Source organism: Jutongia sp., assembly GCF_057878315.1.
On record NZ_DBLXSO010000010.1, the window covers coordinates 56,925 to 77,311 of the forward strand.

The following is a 20,387-nucleotide window of genomic DNA, read 5'->3' on the forward strand; positions in this document are numbered from 1 at the left end:
TATTCCTCCAGTCGCTTTCCTCTACATGATCGTCAGCATACGGATCTGATCCTTCAGATTCTGGAGCTGCACATCCAGACTGCAGTCGATGATCCTCTGATCCGTCTCAATAATGCACTGGTTCTCCTGCAGACTGTCATCCTCTGTAATATCAAAATCCACCTCTCCCGAAACACAGGATCTAAGCTGCTCCTTCTGTGCGGATACCGTCAGCATGTCCGGCTTGGAAACACGCAGTGTCACGGATTTTGTTTTCTCAAGCTGATTGAGTGCCTGATGGATCAGATAAACGATCACGTCCTTTTTATCTTCACAGAGTACACCGGTAATCTTCTCGATCAAAGCCCCCATCAGTTCTGCATATTTCGGTTCCAGCGCCTCTTCCTGTTCTTTTAATTTCTGCTGCTGTTGTTCAAACTGCTCCTGCTGTCTGAGTGTTTCCTCCTGTAAGTGCTTAAGCGCCTCTGCCTGCCCCTGCTCAAAGCCGGCATTACGACCTTCCTCCTGTGCCTGCTGACGGATCTCATCTGCCTGCTCTCTCGCAGTCTGAAGGATCTCCTCCGCCTGCGCTCTTGCGTCCGCCAGCATGCTTTCCATCTCCAGAGAGGTCTCCTCCTGAACACGTGCACGCTCCTCTTCACGGACATCCTCCATATTAAGGACATTCATTCCCTGCTGAAATTCTCCGACCGGTTCCGTTTCTTCCGGATCATTCACCGAAGAAGCCTCAACCTGCTGCAACAGCTCCGGTGCAAACTGTACGACATGATCATCGGAGTTGATCACTCGTGTATCGTCCTGATCCATCTGAAAATAAACAGATTTAATCAAATTAGACAACGATCTCGTCACCTCCACCTCTGGAAATGATGATCTCCCCGGAATCCTCCAGCTTTCGGATAATATTTACAATCTTCTGCTGAGCCTCCTCAACATCCTTCATACGAACAGGTCCCATAAACTCCATATCTTCCTTGATCATTGTAGCAAGACGCTTTGACAGGTTGCCAAAGATCAGGTTCTGAACCTCCTCGTTTGATCCCTTCAGTGCAACGGCAAGCTCGTTATTGTCAACCTCACGAAGCACACGCTGTACGGAACGGTCGTCCAGAGACAGAATATCCTCGAACACAAACATTTTCTTGCGGATCTCGTCGGCAAGCTCCGGATCCTCGATCTCCATACTCTCCATAATATGCTTCTCGGTTCCGCGGTCTACAGTATTCAAAATATCGACAATGGCATCCACACCACCAACGATCGTGTAATCCTGATTAACCAGTGAGGCAAGCTTCTGTTCGAGCACCTTCTCCACTTCCTTGATCACATCCGGCGATGTACGATCCATCTGCGCAATACGTTTTGCAACATCTGTCTGCTTATCCGGCGATAATGCAGAAATGATCACGGATGCCTGTGCTGAGGACAGATAAGACAGGATCAATGCGATTGTCTGCGGATGCTCGTCCTGAATAAAGTTTAAAAGCTGGCTGGCATCTGTTTTGCGTACAAACTCAAATGGACGCACCTGCAGGGAGGCTGTCAGCTTGCCGATAACATCCCTTGCTCTCTCGGCTCCAAGTGCCTTCTCCAGAAGATCCTTCGCATAGCCGATACCACCCTCAGCAATATACTGCTGTGCCAGACATACCTCATAAAACTCATCCATAACCTTATCCTTCACAGCCGGGGAAACACTTCTTGTATTGGCGATCTCCAGTGTGATCTGTTCTATTTCGTCTTCCTTCAAATGCTTAAATACAGATGATGATTTGTCCGGTCCCAGTGCGATCAAAAGGATCGCTGCTTTCTGGATTCCTGATATTTCCTCTGATTTTGCCATTTCACCCTCCATCTCTGCCCTGACGGCAGCTTTTGTCATCACCGTCTGTCTTATACGGCAGGCAGTGTTCTTTCCTCTTTCCGTGCGAAATCTATGATTTCGCTGTTTATAGCGGATAAAGGAATTGCATCTGCAATTCCTTTAATATTCCTGTCATTATTCCCAGTCATCTGAGATCCAGTTACGCAAAAGCTGCGCCACCGCTTCCGGATTTTCATCGACAAACTTCTCGATCATCTTTCTTGTCTCAGACTTATCACTGAACTCAATATCCTCCAGTGACTGGTTCTCTTTGGTTGTCGCAAGAAGCTGCTCCACAGAAAGCTCAGGCTCCTCGTCCGTAACTGCAACCGGTGCGGTTCCGCGGACAACCACAAAGATCAGCAGTGCAATGATCAGTACCGCAAGTATGATCATCAGATAATCGGAGATACTGTGTCCTTTGGATGTCTTCTGAACAAACTTCGGAACCTCATATCCGACAACCGTGATCGAATTTGCAGCCACGCCGGACGCACTTGCCAACAGCTGGATCTCACTGTTTGGAACCGTAAAGGTATTGGTGGTATTATGCTGTGCCATAAACTCATCAAAGGTCATGTTGTCCAGAGTACCATCCTTCTCAAGCTGTGCCTCGTCATACACAATATAGCGTGTCACAACAATACCAAGAGAAGACTTGTCTAACTCAATTGCCGGTTTCTCCTGCTTGATATTCTCGATCGTCTCATCGGTCAGAAGACCGGTCAGCTTCTCATATTCCTGCGAGGAGCTGTTGGAGTTGCCATCATTGATCACATAATCCGTCTCATCGTTATCATTGGAATCGGTTCCCGGAATACCACTTACCGTACCGGAAGATCCCTCATTTTTAGAATGAATATAGTTGGTTGGATAGCCATAATCCCTGCCGTCTGCCACACTATAGGTCTTGGTCAGACGTTCGATCTTATCCATATTGAACTGGATGCCCTGTGTTCCCACCTGCACATCATCATAGCCACAACGTACAAGCAGATCGACCAGATTGGAAGCAATCGTATTGCGCAGACGTTCACAGTATTCCGTAGAACCACCTGTCAGATCACCGCCCAACCCGTCACTTGTAAATCCGTTATAAAGGCACTTGCCGTTGTAATCATTGATGATCACATGATCTACGTCCGTTCCTACCGCATTGGCAAGCCAATAAGCTAGATTCTGCGCCACATCCGAAGTAAGCTGCTTCTCATTTTTTTCATTGACCTGAACCATTGCAGTCACTGATGTGACATTTTCCTCGTCCAGAATGCTGTAGGAGCTTTCCGGAACATCAATAAACACCTTGGCATCATCAATAAACGAGTACTGAACCATACTCGCCTTCAGCTCGCTCTGTAATGCCAGAACTCTCTTCTGGCTCTTCTCACTCTCCGTGGTCGAGATACTGTTATCAAACGCCTTATCCCAGGTATATCCCTTGTCTGTGAGATTATTATCACTCATGCAGTAAAACGCCTTTGTCATATCCTCATCATGAACATAAAGCGTCAGACCATCCTTCGAACTCTTGTTTGCAATACCCTCATCGTCCAATGCCTTCACCATGCTGGAGGCATCCTCCAGATTGCCAAACTGCTGAAATCTGCTCCAAGTCGGTCTTGATATCAGATACGTCATCACACCGATCAGAACAAGAACCACACAGATCACTGCAATGATGATCGTTTTCTGTCTGCTCGAATATCTATTCCAAAATTCCACAAGCTTTGCCGGAATTTCCTGTACTCTTTCCTTCATAATACTACTCTCCTAATCTTTGTCTGTCTCCCGAACCTGATAATCTTACCCTGCCCTGCGGTGCATCATACAGCTGCACGTTAGAACTGCAGATTCATCAGCTCTCTGTACCCCGACATGAAGGAGTCTCTCACAGCAACAACATACTGCAGCGAAATATTGGCTTTCTGCTGCGCGATCTGAAGGTCATGGATGCTCTCTGTCTCGCCCATGGAGTATTTCATTTCCTCGACCTCTGCCGCATTACTGTAGTCGTTTGCATCACTGATCATGTTGGCTGCCGAATTAAATACCGCCTCAAAAGCACCGTTTCTCTTTACGCTTCCTGTCGAAGTATCATCCAGGGAAGACGAGAGCTCCGGCACTTTAAATGCATTGATCAGATCCACATTTGATAGTGCTGATAATTCCATATATACTCTCCATTCTTATGCAAATATTATTTGCCAATCTCTAATGCCTTCAATGCCATATTCTTGGCAGCATTAAAAGCAGTAACATTGGCTTCATAGGAACGGCTGGCATCGATCATGTTTGTCATCTCTGTCACCGTGTTGACATTCGGATAGGTCACGTATCCATTCTCATCCGCGTCCGGATTGGATGGATCGTATACCATCCTTCCTTCGGTATCCGTATCCTCCGTGATACGGCTGATCTTAACGCCATTGCCAACCTTTCCATACATTCCTGCCGCATTGGTCAGGGCATCGTCAAATGAATAGTATGCCTTTTCCTGAAATACGACTGTTTTGCGCTTATAAATATTGCCATCTGCATCGCGGGTAGAATTAACGTTTGCGATATTCTGTGATATCACATCAAGACGTGTCCTCTGCGCCGTCATGCCACTGGCACTGATATCAAATGATGAAAATACACCCATATTCTATAATCCTTTCCATTCGTATCATCCGGTCTGCTCTATGTATCAGTTACCGCTTCCGTTCTTGCAGACACTGCGCAGTCTCGAAAACTCCTGCGAAACCGAATCGAGCACCGTATAATACTTGATCTGATTCTGTGCCAGATAAGAATTCTCCGTGTCAATATCTACATTGTTTCCATCCAGACGATAGCTTACCGTGCTGTAATCCGTATATATACTGCCGTTGAGCAGATCAAGCTCCGCGTCTGCCACTGCATCATCCAGAGACTCTCCGCCGGTCAGCTGCTCCTCCAGATAACTCTGGAACGTCACATCCTTTCTCTTATAGGTCGGTGTGTCCGCATTAGCAATATTGTTGGAGATAACAGAATGCCGCAGCCAGCTTGCATCTGCGGTCTTCTCCAATATATTGATATAGTTAAATGCACCTGATGAAATCATCGAAAACCTCCTCGCTATATGTGAAAAGTATAAAAACAACAATATATGCCGTTATTATAAACCCAATTACACTACATATAATTATAAAGTAATTCATAAAAAATACAAGACCTATTTACAGATTTTGCTCTTCCATACAACTCCGGATCATCTCAGGCGTAAATCGTTCATTCAGCAAATGAATGCTCGTCCCCTTCATGCCGCCAGATTTTGTATTGATAATTCCCGCACTCTCACACTTTCTAAGTCCGTTTACGATCACCGATCTCGTTATCCCAACCTGATCGGCAAGACGGCTTGTCACAAGCATGTCGGAATCATTCTCTTCCAGCTCATCGAGCACATACAGCATCGCCTTTGCCTCAAGTCTGGAAAGCGTCCGTATCGCTGCCCGGACATCATTCTCTTTGTGCTGCTCCTCCGAGAGTTCTTCGCTTTCTGCCCGCTGCATAGCAAGTCCGATCACGGTCATCCCATACTCCATCAGGATAATATCATCAATCGAAAAGGCTCCTGCCTGACGATACACAAAAAGCGTTCCCAGACGCTTTCCTGCCATGTTGACCGGAGCCACCATTGCCTGATAATCCTGTACGCCCTCAAATGAAAAACCTAATGTCATCAGATTGACATTCTCCTTCGTGGAGAGAATATTTAACATCCGTTCGTGGATCTGCCGTTCAAAATAGCTTCCATAAGCAACTCCTCTCATCTGCGGGATCACGGGGATCTCCTTGCGAAGGCGCATCCCAAGCACCTTCCCCTTACGGCTGAGCAAAAGCACATTGACCTCCATCTCCTGAGAAAGCATACGACAGAAATCGTTAAAATCTACCTTATCCGACTCCTGACGGTTTAACAGACGGTATATTTTCCGCGTTTTATCCAATAATTCCAAACTCATAGTAAATCCCTGTTCCTTCTCCATTGGCAAGCCTGCAAATGCTTAACCATAAACGTATCTGTAATATGCACCCCTGCATAAAAACTTAGTCTTCCTTCGGCTTCGCCTCAACATATCCGCACTTTTCATCCATACAGACAAGCTTGCTTCCCTTCTCTAACATAAGACCACCGCACTTCGGACACTTCTTTACAGACGGCTTCTGCCATGTCATAAAATCGCACTCCGGGAAATTCATGCAGCCAAAATATCTTCTGCCCTTACGGCTCATCTTCATCACAAGATCACCGCCGCACTTCGGACAGTCCACACCGATCTTCTCAAAGAACGGCTTCGTATTGCGGCACTCAGGGAATCCCGGGCAGGCAAGGAACTTCCCGTGTGGTCCGTACTTAACAACAAGATTTCTGCCGCATTCCTCACAGATCACATCGGTCACCTCGTCCTCGATCGTAATCTCCTCAAGTTCCTTCTGGGCAATCTCCACTGCCTCTTTCAGATCCGGATAGAAGTTTTCGATAACGGTTTTCCATTTTACGGTGCCATCCTCAACACAGTCCAACAGTCCCTCCATGGCTGCCGTAAAGTTAACATCCACAATACTCGGGAATGACTTCTTCATGATGCTGTTGACCACCTCGCCAAGCTCTGTCACATACAGCTGCTTCTGCTCCTTCGCCACATAATGACGGTTGATGATCGTGGAGATCGTTGGTGCATAGGTGCTTGGGCGTCCAATACCAAGCTCCTCCAGCGTCTTTACAAGGGATGCCTCAGTAAAATGTGCCGGTGGCTGTGTAAAATGCTGCTTCTTCTCCAGATTGTCCACTTTCATGGCTGCACCCTTCACAATATTCTTGGAGAGTGTCTTCTTGTCAACCTTATCCTCATCGGTCTGGTAAACATTCAGATAGCCCTGGAATACCACTTTGGAGGAGGAAGCCGTAAAACGATATTTATCGGAATCAATCTTTACAGAGGTCGTCTCATACTTTGCCGCTGCCATCTGACTCGCAATAAAACGCTTCCAGATCAGCTGATACAGACGAAACTGGTCTCTGTTTAAGGATTCCTTCACCTGAGCCGGTGTCAGATCAATATAGGAAGGACGAATTGCCTCATGCGCATCCTGAATCTTCTGTCCGGACTTCTTCTGTGCCGGATCACCTGCTAAATATTCCGCCCCGTAATTCTCGGTAATATAATCCTTCGCTGCTGCCTTTGCTTCCTCACTGATACGTGTGGAATCGGTACGAAGGTATGTGATCAGACCGATGGTGCCTCTGCCTTTCACGGCAACACCTTCATAAAGTCCCTGTGCCAGACGCATCGTCTTCTGTGTTGAGAAGTTGAGTGTCTTAGCCGCCTCCTGCTGCAGTGTACTCGTTGTAAACGGCAGTGGAGACTTCTTGGTACGCTGCGATTTCTTGACATCCTCCACCTGGAAGCTTGACTTTTGCAGAGAAGCGATGATCTCATCCATCTCGTTCCCGGTTTCGATCGTCATTTTCTTGGAATGTGTTCCGTAAAACTCCGCATTGAGCGGCTTCTTCTCGCCATCCATATAAAAATCTGCATTTAACGTCCAGTATTCCTTGGAAATAAATGCATTGATCTCGGCATCTCTGTCGGAAATGATCCGCAGTGCCACGGACTGCACACGACCGGCACTTAAGCCGCGCTTCACCTTCGCCCACAGAACCGGGCTGATCTTATAACCCACAAGACGGTCAAGCACTCGTCTTGCCTGCTGTGCATCGACCAGATTGGTATCGATCGGTCTCGCCTGCTTGATTGCCTGCTTAACGGCATTCTTGGTAATCTCATTAAATGTGATACGGCTTGTATTTTTGTTTTCCAGCTTCAGTGCGGTCATCAGATGCCACGAAATCGCCTCTCCCTCACGGTCCGGGTCAGTTGCGAGATATATCTTATCTGCCTTTTTTACTTCTTTACGAAGCTTCGCCAGCAATTCTCCTTTTCCACGGATGGTAATATACTTCGGCTCAAAATCATTGTCTACATCAATTCCAAGCTGACTTTTAGGCAGATCCCTGACATGTCCATTGGACGCAACGACTTCATATGAACTTCCCAGAAATTTTTTAATTGTCGTCGCCTTTGATGGTGACTCAACGATAACAAGATTTTTGGCCATTTCCTACATACCATCCTTTCAAATTGCAGGCATAGGTGTCTACAATACTATTGCATAATACTGGTTTCCAATCTGCTTGATGACTCCCTTCATTTCGAGAGAAAGCACAAGCTGCATGATCCGCTGCACAGGCAAACCCGACATCCGGACCAGCTCCGATATATGAATCGGCTCTAAACCTAAATAAGAATACACTATTTTTTCAGACGTTTCAAGCATTACCTCACATTTTTTCTTTCGGACGGACGCATCCTCGTCCAGAAAAATACCTAATCCGTCAAGAATATCCCTCGTCTGTGTGACAAGAAATGCCCCGTTTTTGATCAGGCTGTTACTCCCCTTGTAGCATGGGTCATAAATGCCTCCGGGTACGACAAACACGTCCTTTCCCTGCTCCAGTCCAAGCTCCGCAGTAATCAGTGATCCGCTCTTTTGTCCCGCCTCGATCACAAGGATTCCGTCGGATAATCCGCTGATGATCCGGTTTCTCATTGGAAAGTTACCGGGATACGGCGGCATCCCCGGACTAAATTCCGAGATCACACCTCCGTTCTCCTGCATCAGCATATAACTCTCGATATGGTTATCCGGATAGCACCGGTCAATGCCACAGCCCAGCACACCATAGGTTCTTCCGCCTGCCACCGTAAGAACACCTCTTTGTGCTGCAATATCAACTCCCCTTGCCAGCCCGCTGACAACTGCGATCCCGTTTTCCGCAAGCTCTCTTCCGATCTGCTTTGCCGTCTCCATCCCGGCGTGGCTCGCATTTCTCGCCCCCACCACCGCCACGGACGGCACATGCTCTGACGGAAGACTTCCTTTATAATATAATGCATACGGTGGATCTGCAATATGGTGAAGCTTTGCAGGATAGTCCGGATGGGTGACGCAGGTAAATAAAATGTCCCTGCTGCAAATGCTGTCCCACCGCCTTTTGATCTGCTCGCGGTTTCTCGAAACAATCAGACGGTCAATGTCCTTCGTCCGCAGTCCGGCAACCTGCGCCAGTGCTTCCCTATCCGCTTGAAAAACCGCCTCCGGCTCTCCAAACACCGAAAGTATTGCCTGTATCTTGCGGCAGCCGATTCCCGGGATCGATGAGAGCCAGAACTCGTACAGTTCCTTCGTCATGATGCTCCCCCCTCTCCCCAGTATCTGCGGTCAATCGAACGGTAAAACACAGCCTCTGCAATATGCTCCTGTCCAATCGTTTCACTTCCCGCCAGATCAGCAATGGTTCGTCCAACTTTTAAAATCTTATGATAGGCTCTCGCACTAAATTCCATTTTCTGAAAGATATCTTTGAGATATTCTGCAGCCTGCGCCGACATCACACAATACTCTCTGATCTTGTGCGGCGTCAGATCACTGTTATGGCAAAAGCTTTCATTTCGGTATCTGGCAAACTGCAGCTTCTGTGCCTGTTCCACACGACGGCGGATGATATCAGAAGACTCCGGCTCACACCGCCTGTCTCCTTCTTTCCACTCCAGATGGCGGTATTCTAACGGCATTGTCTCCGTGCAGATATCAATGCGGTCCAACAGCGGTCTGCTGATCCTTCCGAGATATCTTCTGACCTGTCCCGGGGTGCAGCTGCATTTACTGCGATCCGGATACCAACCGCACCGGCACGGATTCATTGCTGCCATCAACAGTGTGTGCGCCGGATAACGACAGCTTCCGCGAAGCCTTGACACATTGACCCAGCCGTCCTCCAGGGGCTGTCTTAACACCTCCAGCGTGTTGCGTTCAAATTCCGGCAGTTCATCCAGAAACAGGACACCTCCCGAGGCAAGACTGATCTCACCGGGTCTCGGATAAGTACCTCCCCCGATCAGTGCCCGCTGGGTTGCCGTGTGATGCGGTGACCGAAACGGGCGTCTGCGCACCAGTGGCGTCTCACCGGAAAGAAGTCCCGCCACGCTGTATATCTGTGAAATCTCCATCTGCTCCTCAAAGGTCATCGTCGGCAATATACCGCTCATCCTGCCTGCGATCATTGACTTACCGGAGCCCGGCGGACCGATCAACAGCAGATTATGCATGCCGGCTGCTGCGACCTCTGCAGCCCTGCGCGCTGTCTCCTGACCAAGCACCTCCTTAAAATCCGCCCCTGTCTCCCAGACAGACTCTCCATTGTGTTGTCCCCGGTAAACATGATTGTCTAGCATATCCTCCTCAAGCAGATCGATCACCTCTCGAAGCTTCTTCACACCGATCACATTCATTTCCGACACTACCGAAGCTTCCTCCTGATTCTCGGAGGACAGAATGCAATAGCTTATCCCCTGTGAAAGTGCACCGTACACCATTGGCAAAACTCCGCTCACCGGGCGCACTTCGCCCTCCAGGCTCAGCTCCCCGATCAGCAATATATTACTGAAATCTGATTTGGAAATATAGCCGTATGCCGATAACACCGCCACGGCAATGGCAAGATCATACCCGGTTCCATCCTTCCGGATGTCCGCAGGCGAAAGATTGACCGTAACTCTCCGTGGAGGAAAACGAAAGCCCGTATTCTGTAGTGCAACGCGAACACGCTCCTTCGCCTCCTTGGTCTCCGAAGAAAGGTCTCCAACCAAAGAAAAAACAGGCAGTCCATCGGATATGTCTGCCTCGATCTGAACCATGTGGCCCTCAATGCCCTGAACCGCCACACAAAACGTCTTACTGTACATACTGACTCCTTTCACTCTCCGCAAAAGAAGCTTCCCCTCAATATATATTTTCGTATTATAACACCCACAGTAACAAAAAACAATCCCTGTTATGTAATCGGGATTGTTTTGTGATTCATTATTTGTCCAGGATCTTCTTGATCTCATCCATAAATATGCTGACATCCTTAAACTCACGGTAAACCGATGCAAAGCGCACATACGCAACCGGATCCAGCTTTTCAAGATGATTCATCACAAGCTCTCCTATATAGCTGCTTGGAATCTCACGCTTCTCCTGATTAAAGATCTCTGCCTCCACCTGATCGACCAGCGCATTCATCTGATCGATCGACACTGCGCGCTTATGGCAGGAACGGAACACACCGCTCTCGATCTTCGTTCTGTCATAACTCTCCCTGCTCTGATCCTTCTTGATCACAACAAGCGGGATTGCCTCCACCTTCTCATAGGTAGTGAAACGCTTTCCACATTTATCACACTGTCTTCTGCGCCGGATCGATGCATTATCATCTGCCGGGCGTGAATCAATTACTCTTGTATCGTCCTCCCCACAATACGGACATTTCATGCCGGTTACCTCCATCTTTTGTTCTTAGCAACATTATCGTTCAAACCGTCCAAAAATGCAAGCAGTTATTTTACTCTTCCCACTGACATTTCTGCAGACACTTTTCCCGCTCCACTTCCACAAGGATCACATCCGTGCCGATCCGTTTGATCTGCTCGTAAGGAACAATATATTCCTGATCTCTCCCCAATATGCCAAGCACCTTGCAGGGACCCGGAATGATCAGACTGCAGATTCTCCCTGTTTTCTTTTCAAAATCTACATCGCAGACATTTCCGAGCCGTTCCCCGTCACAGATGTTGATCACTTCCTTTTCCCGAAGCTGTGACATTCTCATATGGCATCCTCATTTCTGGACAAAAGCCGGTCATTTGTATTATTTTATGCGCTGCCTTCCAATCATGTGAGGTAATTTTTCATGGATTTTAATGCTCTTTTTTCCAGACGACTGACCTGTGCCTGGGATATCTGTATCTCCTGTGCCACCTCCATCTGCGTTTTCCCTTCGAAATAACGAAGCTCTATGATCCTGTGTTCTCTCTGGCTTAAGCGGTCTATCGCTGCTTTTAATGAAATCTGCTCAACCCATTTATCCTCCTTGTTCTTTTTATCACTGATCTGATCCATAATGTAAAGATTATCGCCGCTCTCCGCATAGACCGGCTCATATAAAGATACCGGGCTCTGGATCGCGTCCAGTGCAAAAACAATATCCTGCGCAGGAATATCGAGCTTTGCGGCAAGTTCCTCCACCGTCGGTTCCTTATCCGACTCCTTCATCATAGCTTCCTTCGTATAGATTGCTTTGTAAGCAGTGTCGCGGATCGAACGACTCACCCGGATGCTGTTGTTATCCCGCAAATACCGGCGCACCTCTCCGATGATCATCGGCACTGCATAGGTACTAAATTTCACATTCAACGTTGTGTCAAAATTGTCAATTGCCTTCATCAGACCGATACAGCCGATCTGAAACAGATCATCCACGTTTTCACCGGAACCGGAAAATCGCTGGATGATGCTTAGCACCAGTCGTAGATTCCCCTTGATAAATCTTTCTCTTGCCTTTCGGTCACCCTCCTGTATCTTCCGGAATAATTCCACTTTTTCTTCATTCGTCAATAATGGTAACTGAGAGGTATTCACCCCGCAAATCTCTACTTTATACATTGCCATGAGCGTTCTCCATTCTGCGAAAGAATTTCTGTGATTGTGCAGCACCGGCATGATATCACCGGCTATGTATGTAGGATTTGCGATTCCGCCTTTTTTATACCTGTTCCAGACGCATGATTTCTTTTTTCAGACGCTTCATAATCTTTTTTTCCAGCCTTGAAATATAAGACTGCGAGATTCCAAGCAGATCTGCCACCTCCTTCTGTGTCCGCTCCGCCCCGTCCTTTGTGTTAAGTCCAAAGCGAAGCTCGATGATCATGCGTTCCCGCTCTCCGAGCTTATCTAACGCCATCCGCAACAGCTTGCGGTCCACCTCCTCTTCCAACCCCTTTGAGATTGCATTCTCATCAGTGCCGAGAATATCTGACAGCAATAGTTCATTGCCATCCCAGTCAACATTTAACGGTTCATCGATCGACACCTCCATTTTCACCTTATTGTTGCGCCGCAGGTACATTAAGATCTCATTTTCAATGCATCTCGAGGCGTAGGTTGCAAGCTTGATATTTTTCAGCGGATTAAAGGTGTTGATCGCCTTGATCAGACCAATTGTACCGATAGAGATCAGGTCCTCAACACCGATCCCGGTATTGTCAAATTTCTTGGCAATATAGACGACCAGCCGCAGATTATGTTCGATCAGTCTGCTTCTTGCCTTCTGATCCTGCTCCGTGCCAAGCAGCCCAAGGATTTTGCTTTCCTCCTCCCTGCTAAAAGGTGCCGGCAGGATCTCCGCCCCTCCGATATAATGGATCTCTCCCCCCTTTTTGGGGAGAAACCATCCCCGCAGTTCGGGCATGATACGCAGTTGAAACTTATTTGGCATACTTATTTTTATCATTTCTTCATCCTTTCTATTTACCTTCTTCCATACATAATAAGCTGAACGGCAGAATCTTCTGACAATTGCGGGCTGACCGCCGCAAGGAAGTTTCTGATTACAGAACCGTCCTGCAGGATCAGCAGCGGAATACGGTATGCCGGCAGCACGCCATCGCCCCCGATCGAATGATACGGGATCATGAGCGGACGTTTCTGTTCGGCAATCTTAAGCTTAAGCGCCAGACTCTGTGCCATGATCATTACACGTTCTCCGCTGTAGGGACTTACCAGACAGTTTCCGGTATCTAACAACAGCCGCAACGGATAACGCCTGCCATCCTCCAGCCCTATGATCCCGTCCATCGTGTTCACGCGCTTCTCCCCATGTCTGAGATAGCGTTCCATCACAAACAGTACAAAGAATACACCTGCTGCACCGGCAAAGACCATCCATATTCCGGGACTGCGCCACCTGCAGATCCACTCCCTGCACATATAGATCATCCCCCCGGTCACAAGACTGACCTGCAGCATTGCAAAAATATCCTTCAAGAGCTCCCGAAGCTGCTTTTCGTGAAATGTGATCTGAAGCATTTCCAGTGCTGTGAGAAGCGCGACCACCAAAAGAAACACTCCCGGCTGGTACATTTTCTGCATTTCTCCTGCCTTCCCCACGCAGTAACGCAGCCACAATAATACAAACAGCGTTTCCTGGCTGCTCCCCAGAAATGCTGCCACCACAAGACATCTTTTTTTGAGATATTTGCGCCGCAGCAATGCCGTCATCCCGATCAGAAACAGGTTCATTATGAAGTTCAGAACCAGATATACATCCCAATAAAACCGCATGGTCATCGCATTTATTACGTCATCTCCTTCCTGTCTTTTCTAAGGACAATTATATGCAAGCTCCTTCAAGAAAAATGTCAAATCAGGGCGAAAACAAAAAAAGTCGTGTCTGTCATCTCGACAAAACACGACTTTTCATTTGATCTTTATCACACAGTATTCCTTAGATCAGGTTTATCTGTGTATTTGTTCTGCACCCTACTGCGCATCTTCTGCCAGCGAGGTATCCTTAAAACGGACCGGATTGCTGCAGCTTAGCTTCACACTGTCCCCATTCTGAACCTCAACCACAAACGTATTCGGCAGTTTATCCGGCTCATAGGATTTGTTCTTATCCAGCTTACGTTCAGAGCGTTCCGGGATCTCCTTCAACTCAATCCGGTGTTCATCCAGCCACTTGGATTCGAGTTCCTTTCCATCAAATATCACCTTACAGTACGGGGTAAAATTCTGACCATGAACGATCACTTTACCGTTCCTTACCGTGACGTTCTCAAGCTTAACAGGCTGCGTTCCCATTTGCAGATCTGTTGCCTCAAACGGAGCCTCACCTCCATATGCATAGTTCTCTCCATAAAGAAGATCATATTCTAATGTCCTTAAATTCTCCTTATAGCGGTCACTGCTCCGATCTGCCTGCTGATGATACTTTGTGATCAGTCCCTGATGGATCCCAACCTGATCAAGCACCTCCGAATAGAGCTGATATGCTGTCAGATCCTGATCCTTCTCCTTCAGTCCGTAATTATTCCAGACAATATACTGTGTCTCATACAGACTTCCGTCATTCAGATCCTCATTGGTAAGCTCAAGGCTTGGCAGATGATCTCCATACAACACAAGCACAGTCGGCTTCTTACGCTTCTCCAGCGCACTGATCAATCTGCCGATCATCTGATCAACCTCATTGATCTCATTGACATAATAGCGGTAACTGTCCTCTTTGCCCTCCGGAGAATTATAGACCTCGATCGGATCCTTGGCATCCGGATCGACATCATTATATTTTCCGTGGCTCTGCACCGTAATCCCAAAGGTAAAGCACGGCTTCTCCCGGTTAGTGTTCAATGTCCTAAGAATCTCATCCACCATCACATCATCCTTCACCCAGCCATTCGGATTCAGGGTAATGTTATTCATATACTCCACGGATGTGAAGCTGTCAAAGCCGAGATTAGAAAAGACCTTGTTACGACCGTAAAATGTCGCTGTATTATTATGAACTGCATGACTGGTATAACCGATCTCAGCCAGATCATTACATATACTCTCAGAGGTTTTGCTTTTAAGAACTGTTTTGTACGGATATTCGCTGACACCAAAATCATGCTGGCTCATTCCCGTCAGAACCTCAAACTCTGTATTGACAGTTCCTGCCCCCACAGTCGGCACTGTCAGCTGTCCATTCGTATACTCCTTCTGCAGCCGATGGAAATTCGGAAGGGGATCTCTCGAAAAGCTGATCTTCTTCACATCACAGATATCAAAGAAGGATTCCAGCTGGATCATTATGATATCCGGCTTCACCTTCGTATCCTGCTGCTTGTCACTGATAGTAGCCTTAAGCTTTGAAACACTTTCCTCGGAATAATCCTCCGGTTTCTTGATGCCGGTGTCTATGATGCTGTTGGCAAAGCAGTACACAAATCCATAATTCTCGTAAGCCTCTGAGATATTGGTATAATTCTCTGCCAGCGCCTGAACGGACGTACTCGACTTATGCATCACAAAAATACTTGTAATAACTACAAGCACCACGAACGTAGAAAGCATATATGCCTTCTTTGTCTTGTTCTTCTGAATGCATGGCGTCTTGCGGAACAGTACAACCAGGGAAACCACCAGAAGGGCAATTGCAAAAAAGATCATCACCACATTAAACGCCGTCAGATAATGACCGGACACACTGATTGCACTGCTGATCAGTGTAAAATCGACCGCAGAAAACGGTGTCACTCTGAAGTGCAGTATCACAAAATTGACAATGCCGAATAAAAGCCAGACAACAGACATGAAAACGAGAACAAAAATCTCCCGCTTAAAGTACATTGCAACTGACAGAGTCAGCATAATAATGAGTACATTAAATAAAAACAAAAATGGCTGCTCGACCATATACGAAAATGCCGAAAATAAAGACTTTCTATTCAAACTCTCAATCACGACGTCCAATATAACCGGCAGTAAAACATAAAAAGTCACAAACTTTTTGAGCCGTAATAATTTTTCTCCCATGATCAACCTTCCTTTATATCAGTTTCCTGTAATGTAAAATATCGGCGCAGGCAGATAAAGACCTGCTCACGCCGATAGTATATCACTTTCTTTTTCAAATTGCACGAAAATTTTATGATTGGTTTCTTAAAATTTTATGAAACCATTTTCTTAATTATTCGCGCTACTGAACAGCAGTCCCGGACGCTGTCTGTGCCGCTGCTGTCAGATGGATCGTTATCTTCGTCTTGTTGCCTGCCTGATCCTGAACCTCATAAACAACCTGATAGCTTCCATCGTTCTGCTTTGTGATCTTCACCTGAACATCCGAAACATGCAACGTTGAAATATTATCCGATACACTGATCAGCGATCTTGCATATTTCTCAGTGACGGTAACAGACGGATCTACCGGATAGCTCTTTCCATCCTCCACGCCGGTGATCTTCGGAGCCTGATCGTCCACATAAGCCTTTACACTGACCTGTGCAAGTTCACTGGCATTCTGTGCCTGATAGGTCACCTTGTAAACACCCTCTTTCAGCTTCTTAAAGATTACCTTTACATACTTACGGTCAAGAGCTTTCCCCTTCTGGGTGATCGTGACATTTTTCAGTGCATTTGCCTTGGTAAGCTGATCTGCCGACTGTACATATAGATCGCCGGCACCGGTAATCTTCGGAATCGGAAGACTTGCTGTTACCTTGATCTTAACGATCTTTTGAACCTTACGTCCAATCTCATCCTTCAGCTTATAGATTACTTTATACATACCCGGCTTTTTGGTGTTGACCTTTTTGACAACTTCACCATTATAACGGATCAAAACCTTAATCCGTGATGTTGCATCATAGCCGGTCGTATTCTTTGCGGTTACGCCGCGCTTGACAGAAACACTGCCGCCATATGGCACGGTCTGATTCCTGGCACCGGAAATAGTCGGCTTCTTCTTATTCCACGGATTACCGGAGCTCCATACATCGGTCGGATCCCATCTGCTGGAGGACGGCAGCCTGATTCCTGAAGGTTTGCCGAGCGGTCCCGGTTTGGACGAATTGTAAACGGTTACCGGAGATCCGGACGGTACATTGTCATAGATCCATTTCGCATCTGCTACGGTAAGGCGTACACATCCATGGGATGCTGTTGTTCCAAGGCGGTTATATGCCTCTGACGACAGTGTGGACGGTGACGGCTTATAGTACCATACGGAATGAAATAAAATGCCGCCGTGGATCCTGGTACAATACTGACCATAACACGGTCCGATCAGGGTATGCCAGCGCATCTTCTCTCCCAGAGGGAATGTTCCTACCGGTGTGGCTGCTCCTGTAGAGCATACCATTGCCTTGACCGGCTTATACTTTCCGTTTGCATTCATTTTATAAATCGTAACACAGTTTTTCTGCTTGTTAACCTTGATCTTATATCCGGAAGCGGCTCTGCTGACAGAGCTGTTACCTGCCAGACTGATGCATACCGCCAACACAAGTATGATCCCCAGCGCCTTCTTAAAGATACAGTTGTTCCGTTTCATGTTCTCCCTCCTGTTATCTGTTTAGATCTTCACCGGTAAACATCTGATTCTGCTACTCGGTCATGTTCTTGTAGATTCTTGCAACCTTGTCAACCGGTCCCTTTGCAACCAGATGACCACCATCAAGAATGATCGCACGGTCGCAGATTCTCTGAACCTGCTCCAGGGAATGTGACACGAAAAGCACGGTCACGCCCTTGTCAAACATATCCATGATCTTTTTCTCGCTTTTACGGCGGAACTTCTTATCTCCGACCGACAAAACCTCATCGAGGATCAGGATCTCCGGCTCTACTACTGTCGCAATGGAAAATCCCAGACGCGACTTCATACCGGAGGAATAATTCTTGATCGGTACATCAATAAACTCTCCAAGCTCCGAAAAATCAACAATCTCATCAAACTTTTCATCGAGAAACTCCTTGGAATATCCAAGAACCGCACCGTACAGATATATATTCTCTCTGCCGGTATACTCCTGACTAAAGCCCGCACCAAGCTCCAGAAGAGGCGCAAGTTTACCTTTGGTCTGTACATATCCTGTTGTCGGCTTTAACACACCGGACACGATCTTAAGCAGTGTACTCTTACCGGAACCGTTCAGTCCAAGCACACCGAGACGCTCGCCCTTTTTCACTTCGAAATTGATCTCACGCAATGCCCAGAACTCATTAAAATGCAAATCCCGTTTCAGAAAACGGATCATATATTCCTTCAGGTTATCTACCCTGTCCTGACTCAGGTTAAAGCGCATTCCTACGTTTTTTACCTTGATGGCAACATTATTCTTCATTGAACTCTCCATTTCTGCAAATATGCAATTTGTTGCAATGATCGCAACGATCCTCATCGGTTATCTACAATTACAAATACAAAATGAAATCATCCTGTTTCTTATAGAAAAGCACCATTCCTATCACTAAAAGCACGACTGCAATCCCTGCTGACAGAACACAATAATGCATATTCATCGGTGCTCCATATAAAACCGAATTACGGAAATTGGCAATGCACATATATACCGGGTTCATATTAAACACCCATCCTTTACCGCTCTTGATGATCCTTTCTACCGGATAGAAAATAGCAGATGCATACATCACAAGCATACAGGCAACGCCCCAGATATATTCCACATCACGGAAAAATACACTCAGTGTGGCAAGGATCAGGCTGACTCCAAGCGACATCACGAACAAAATAGCGAGAGGGATCCATGCCTGTACCAGATACATTGTCGGCTCCACCTTCAGGACAATACCGACACCGACCAAAACGATCAGAGAGATCAGAAAGATCAGGAAGTTCGATACCACAGAGGATACCACATAAATATACTTCGGCACATAGACCTTTTTTATCATCGACGAGTTACCGCTGACAGACTTAAGCCCCGCCTTAGTTGCTGACTGAAAGAAAGAGAACAAAAGACGACCGGTCAGTACATACACCGGGAACTGCTTTGTTCCTTTATTGAAAAAAGTACCAAACACAACCGTCAATACAATCATGGTCAAAAGCGGCTCGATCAGAGTCCAGAGGATTCCCAGATATGACCGGCGATACTTCAATTTGATATTCTTCTTGACCAATTCGTACAAAAGATTATTGTACTTTGTAAAATTCCTAATAATCTGCTTCGATTTACCCATAGATTTCCTCATTTCTGCCACCCTGCTGTCAGGCAGCATTCATTTCGAATTATCATTTCCCTGTCCTTTAATGCGGACAATCGGTACTAATTATAACATAAGCTGGAGAAAAGTCAATTTTTCTGTCGCATCCCCCGATTCTATTGACCCCGCCGCCTCTATGTGATAAAGTACAATCATAGGGAGAATGCATTTGCAGACTACTCCCATCGGAAAGGAAGTCTTTTCTATGATACAGTTAAATCGAGAAGCCGGTATCTCTCAGAAATACGACGGTTCATTAGATTATGGCATTGAGATGTACGATCATCTTCCATATAAAAGAAACAGCGATGTATGTAACGCCGGTGCGATCGCACTTTACAGCGGACATATCATCAAGTATTATCTCTGCAACAACGAGGAGGAAGTCTATCCTGTTGACAACAGGGATGATGAGATCCAGTCGATCCTGCAGCGTGCCCGCGAACAAGCCATGCAGCTTCAGACAGCACCGGAGGAACCGGAAGTGATCGGAGATCCTTCGGAGATCACAGACGAACAGATGCAGGCATTGACTGCGGAGCAGCCTGAGACACCGGAGGATGCAGAGGTTTCTGACACAGAGCAGCCCGCAGCCCCTGAGGTTGTTAATTTAGATGATATAGAAGACTGGTAATCCTGGTACTTAAAATCCCGGTGGAATTACTCCGCCGGGATTTTTCTTTGCTTTAATGTCTTTCAGGCACTGCCTGTGCTTCTCTTCTTCTGTCAAATTTTATTATCTCAAACTTCGCACATAAAATATATCACTGCGCCCATACTATTTCTTATGTCCGAAGCCTAATTTGGTTTTTTGCCTTGATTTTTTGAACAACCGTGAGCT

General features: G+C 46.7%; 20 protein-coding genes. 1 reads left to right on the forward strand and 19 read right to left on the reverse strand.

From position 1 onward, the window contains the following. Window positions 1–21 precede the first annotated feature (21 nt). The 19 genes from ACZLMD_RS03905 to ACZLMD_RS03995 all read right to left on the reverse strand — a co-directional run bounded on the left by ACZLMD_RS03905 (window position 22) and on the right by ACZLMD_RS03995 (window position 19,522). The gene (locus ACZLMD_RS03905; protein ID WP_486818715.1) at window positions 22–840 is read right to left on the reverse strand and encodes a FliH/SctL family protein; all 819 of its coding nucleotides are present in this window, start codon (window positions 838–840) and stop codon (window positions 22–24) included. After that, window positions 833–1,843 (reverse strand): flagellar motor switch protein FliG, encoded by a 1,011-nt coding sequence (gene fliG / locus ACZLMD_RS03910; protein WP_022306110.1) that lies wholly within the window; start codon window positions 1,841–1,843, stop codon window positions 833–835. The genes ACZLMD_RS03905 and fliG overlap by 8 nt, the downstream gene beginning before the upstream one ends. 156 nt (window positions 1,844–1,999) lie before the next feature. After that, on the reverse strand, window positions 2,000–3,622 hold the full coding sequence (locus tag ACZLMD_RS03915) for a hypothetical protein (RefSeq protein ID WP_486818717.1): 1,623 nt from the start codon (window positions 3,620–3,622) through the stop codon (window positions 2,000–2,002). A gap of 80 nt (window positions 3,623–3,702) precedes the next feature. Beyond that, entirely contained in the window at window positions 3,703–4,035 is a 333-nt protein-coding gene (gene fliE, locus ACZLMD_RS03920) for a flagellar hook-basal body complex protein FliE (RefSeq protein WP_118559681.1), read from the reverse strand. Window positions 4,036–4,061: 26 nt separating this feature from the next. Beyond that, window positions 4,062–4,508, reverse strand: a complete 447-nt coding sequence (gene flgC / locus ACZLMD_RS03925; RefSeq protein WP_022306113.1) for a flagellar basal body rod protein FlgC — start codon at window positions 4,506–4,508, stop codon at window positions 4,062–4,064. A gap of 45 nt (window positions 4,509–4,553) precedes the next feature. Continuing rightward, window positions 4,554–4,952 carry a flagellar basal body rod protein FlgB gene (flgB, locus tag ACZLMD_RS03930; RefSeq protein ID WP_022306114.1) on the reverse strand — a complete coding sequence of 133 codons (399 nt, stop codon included), beginning with the start codon at window positions 4,950–4,952 and terminating at the stop codon, window positions 4,554–4,556. 115 nt (window positions 4,953–5,067) lie between these two features. Beyond that, complete coding sequence (locus ACZLMD_RS03935) at window positions 5,068–5,856, reverse strand: GTP-sensing pleiotropic transcriptional regulator CodY (RefSeq protein ID WP_484107213.1); 789 nt, start codon at window positions 5,854–5,856, stop codon at window positions 5,068–5,070. Window positions 5,857–5,941: 85 nt separating this feature from the next. After that, window positions 5,942–8,014: a type I DNA topoisomerase gene (gene topA / locus ACZLMD_RS03940; RefSeq protein WP_484104706.1), complete on the reverse strand. Its 2,073-nt coding sequence runs from the start codon at window positions 8,012–8,014 to the stop codon at window positions 5,942–5,944. A gap of 39 nt (window positions 8,015–8,053) precedes the next feature. Next, complete coding sequence (gene dprA / locus ACZLMD_RS03945) at window positions 8,054–9,148, reverse strand: DNA-processing protein DprA (protein WP_489495146.1); 1,095 nt, start codon at window positions 9,146–9,148, stop codon at window positions 8,054–8,056. Further along, on the reverse strand, window positions 9,145–10,701 hold the full coding sequence (locus tag ACZLMD_RS03950; RefSeq protein WP_482522087.1) for a YifB family Mg chelatase-like AAA ATPase: 1,557 nt from the start codon (window positions 10,699–10,701) through the stop codon (window positions 9,145–9,147). Before ACZLMD_RS03950 ends, dprA begins: the two co-directional genes overlap by 4 nt. A gap of 118 nt (window positions 10,702–10,819) precedes the next feature. Beyond that, window positions 10,820–11,272, reverse strand: a complete 453-nt coding sequence (nrdR, locus tag ACZLMD_RS03955; protein WP_022306119.1) for a transcriptional regulator NrdR — start codon at window positions 11,270–11,272, stop codon at window positions 10,820–10,822. A gap of 70 nt (window positions 11,273–11,342) precedes the next feature. After that, window positions 11,343–11,609: a YlmC/YmxH family sporulation protein gene (locus ACZLMD_RS03960; protein WP_022306120.1), complete on the reverse strand. Its 267-nt coding sequence runs from the start codon at window positions 11,607–11,609 to the stop codon at window positions 11,343–11,345. Between the two features lie 62 nt (window positions 11,610–11,671). Continuing rightward, window positions 11,672–12,448: an RNA polymerase sporulation sigma factor SigG gene (gene sigG / locus ACZLMD_RS03965; RefSeq protein WP_022306121.1), complete on the reverse strand. Its 777-nt coding sequence runs from the start codon at window positions 12,446–12,448 to the stop codon at window positions 11,672–11,674. Window positions 12,449–12,542: 94 nt separating this feature from the next. Then, a complete protein-coding gene (gene sigE / locus ACZLMD_RS03970; protein WP_022306122.1) occupies window positions 12,543–13,289 on the reverse strand; it encodes an RNA polymerase sporulation sigma factor SigE in 747 nt (248 codons plus the stop codon). Window positions 13,290–13,306: 17 nt separating this feature from the next. Next, window positions 13,307–14,125 (reverse strand): sigma-E processing peptidase SpoIIGA, encoded by an 819-nt coding sequence (locus ACZLMD_RS03975; protein WP_489495148.1) that lies wholly within the window; start codon window positions 14,123–14,125, stop codon window positions 13,307–13,309. 192 nt (window positions 14,126–14,317) lie between these two features. Further along, a complete protein-coding gene (locus ACZLMD_RS03980) occupies window positions 14,318–16,354 on the reverse strand; it encodes an LTA synthase family protein (protein ID WP_489495149.1) in 2,037 nt (678 codons plus the stop codon). A gap of 163 nt (window positions 16,355–16,517) precedes the next feature. Next, complete coding sequence (locus ACZLMD_RS03985) at window positions 16,518–17,870, reverse strand: L,D-transpeptidase (RefSeq protein WP_489495151.1); 1,353 nt, start codon at window positions 17,868–17,870, stop codon at window positions 16,518–16,520. A 52-nt stretch (window positions 17,871–17,922) separates the two neighbouring features. Then, the gene (locus tag ACZLMD_RS03990; protein WP_022306126.1) at window positions 17,923–18,663 is read right to left on the reverse strand and encodes an ABC transporter ATP-binding protein; all 741 of its coding nucleotides are present in this window, start codon (window positions 18,661–18,663) and stop codon (window positions 17,923–17,925) included. A 70-nt stretch (window positions 18,664–18,733) separates the two neighbouring features. After that, the gene (locus ACZLMD_RS03995) at window positions 18,734–19,522 is read right to left on the reverse strand and encodes an ABC transporter permease (RefSeq protein ID WP_484104711.1); all 789 of its coding nucleotides are present in this window, start codon (window positions 19,520–19,522) and stop codon (window positions 18,734–18,736) included. Window positions 19,523–19,751: 229 nt separating this feature from the next. On the opposite strand from ACZLMD_RS03995, the gene ACZLMD_RS04000 reads away from it, so the two are divergent. After that, window positions 19,752–20,180, forward strand: a complete 429-nt coding sequence (locus tag ACZLMD_RS04000) for a hypothetical protein (RefSeq protein ID WP_455057258.1) — start codon at window positions 19,752–19,754, stop codon at window positions 20,178–20,180. Window positions 20,181–20,387 lie beyond the last annotated feature (207 nt).

Excerpts from the sequence above, each read along its gene's own strand:
- fliG (WP_022306110.1), bottom strand. The coding sequence starts at position 1,843 with ATGGCAAAATCAGAGGAAATATCAGGAATCCAGAAAGCAGCGATCCTT.
- ACZLMD_RS03915 (WP_486818717.1), bottom strand. The coding sequence starts at position 3,622 with ATGAAGGAAAGAGTACAGGAAATTCCGGCAAAGCTTGTGGAATTTTGG.
- fliE (WP_118559681.1), bottom strand. The coding sequence starts at position 4,035 with ATGGAATTATCAGCACTATCAAATGTGGATCTGATCAATGCATTTAAA.
- flgC (WP_022306113.1), bottom strand. The coding sequence starts at position 4,508 with ATGGGTGTATTTTCATCATTTGATATCAGTGCCAGTGGCATGACGGCG.
- flgB (WP_022306114.1), bottom strand. The coding sequence starts at position 4,952 with ATGATTTCATCAGGTGCATTTAACTATATCAATATATTGGAGAAGACC.
- ACZLMD_RS03935 (WP_484107213.1), bottom strand. The coding sequence starts at position 5,856 with ATGAGTTTGGAATTATTGGATAAAACGCGGAAAATATACCGTCTGTTA.
- topA (WP_484104706.1), bottom strand. The coding sequence starts at position 8,014 with ATGGCCAAAAATCTTGTTATCGTTGAGTCACCATCAAAGGCGACGACA.
- dprA (WP_489495146.1), bottom strand. The coding sequence starts at position 9,148 with ATGACGAAGGAACTGTACGAGTTCTGGCTCTCATCGATCCCGGGAATC.
- ACZLMD_RS03950 (WP_482522087.1), bottom strand. The coding sequence starts at position 10,701 with ATGTACAGTAAGACGTTTTGTGTGGCGGTTCAGGGCATTGAGGGCCAC.
- nrdR (WP_022306119.1), bottom strand. The coding sequence starts at position 11,272 with ATGAAATGTCCGTATTGTGGGGAGGACGATACAAGAGTAATTGATTCA.
- ACZLMD_RS03960 (WP_022306120.1), bottom strand. The coding sequence starts at position 11,609 with ATGAGAATGTCACAGCTTCGGGAAAAGGAAGTGATCAACATCTGTGAC.
- sigG (WP_022306121.1), bottom strand. The coding sequence starts at position 12,448 with ATGGCAATGTATAAAGTAGAGATTTGCGGGGTGAATACCTCTCAGTTA.
- sigE (WP_022306122.1), bottom strand. The coding sequence starts at position 13,289 with ATGATAAAAATAAGTATGCCAAATAAGTTTCAACTGCGTATCATGCCC.
- ACZLMD_RS03975 (WP_489495148.1), bottom strand. The coding sequence starts at position 14,125 with ATGACCATGCGGTTTTATTGGGATGTATATCTGGTTCTGAACTTCATA.
- ACZLMD_RS03980 (WP_489495149.1), bottom strand. The coding sequence starts at position 16,354 with ATGGGAGAAAAATTATTACGGCTCAAAAAGTTTGTGACTTTTTATGTT.
- ACZLMD_RS03985 (WP_489495151.1), bottom strand. The coding sequence starts at position 17,870 with ATGAAACGGAACAACTGTATCTTTAAGAAGGCGCTGGGGATCATACTT.
- ACZLMD_RS03990 (WP_022306126.1), bottom strand. The coding sequence starts at position 18,663 with ATGAAGAATAATGTTGCCATCAAGGTAAAAAACGTAGGAATGCGCTTT.
- ACZLMD_RS03995 (WP_484104711.1), bottom strand. The coding sequence starts at position 19,522 with ATGGGTAAATCGAAGCAGATTATTAGGAATTTTACAAAGTACAATAAT.
- ACZLMD_RS04000 (WP_455057258.1), top strand. The coding sequence starts at position 19,752 with ATGATACAGTTAAATCGAGAAGCCGGTATCTCTCAGAAATACGACGGT.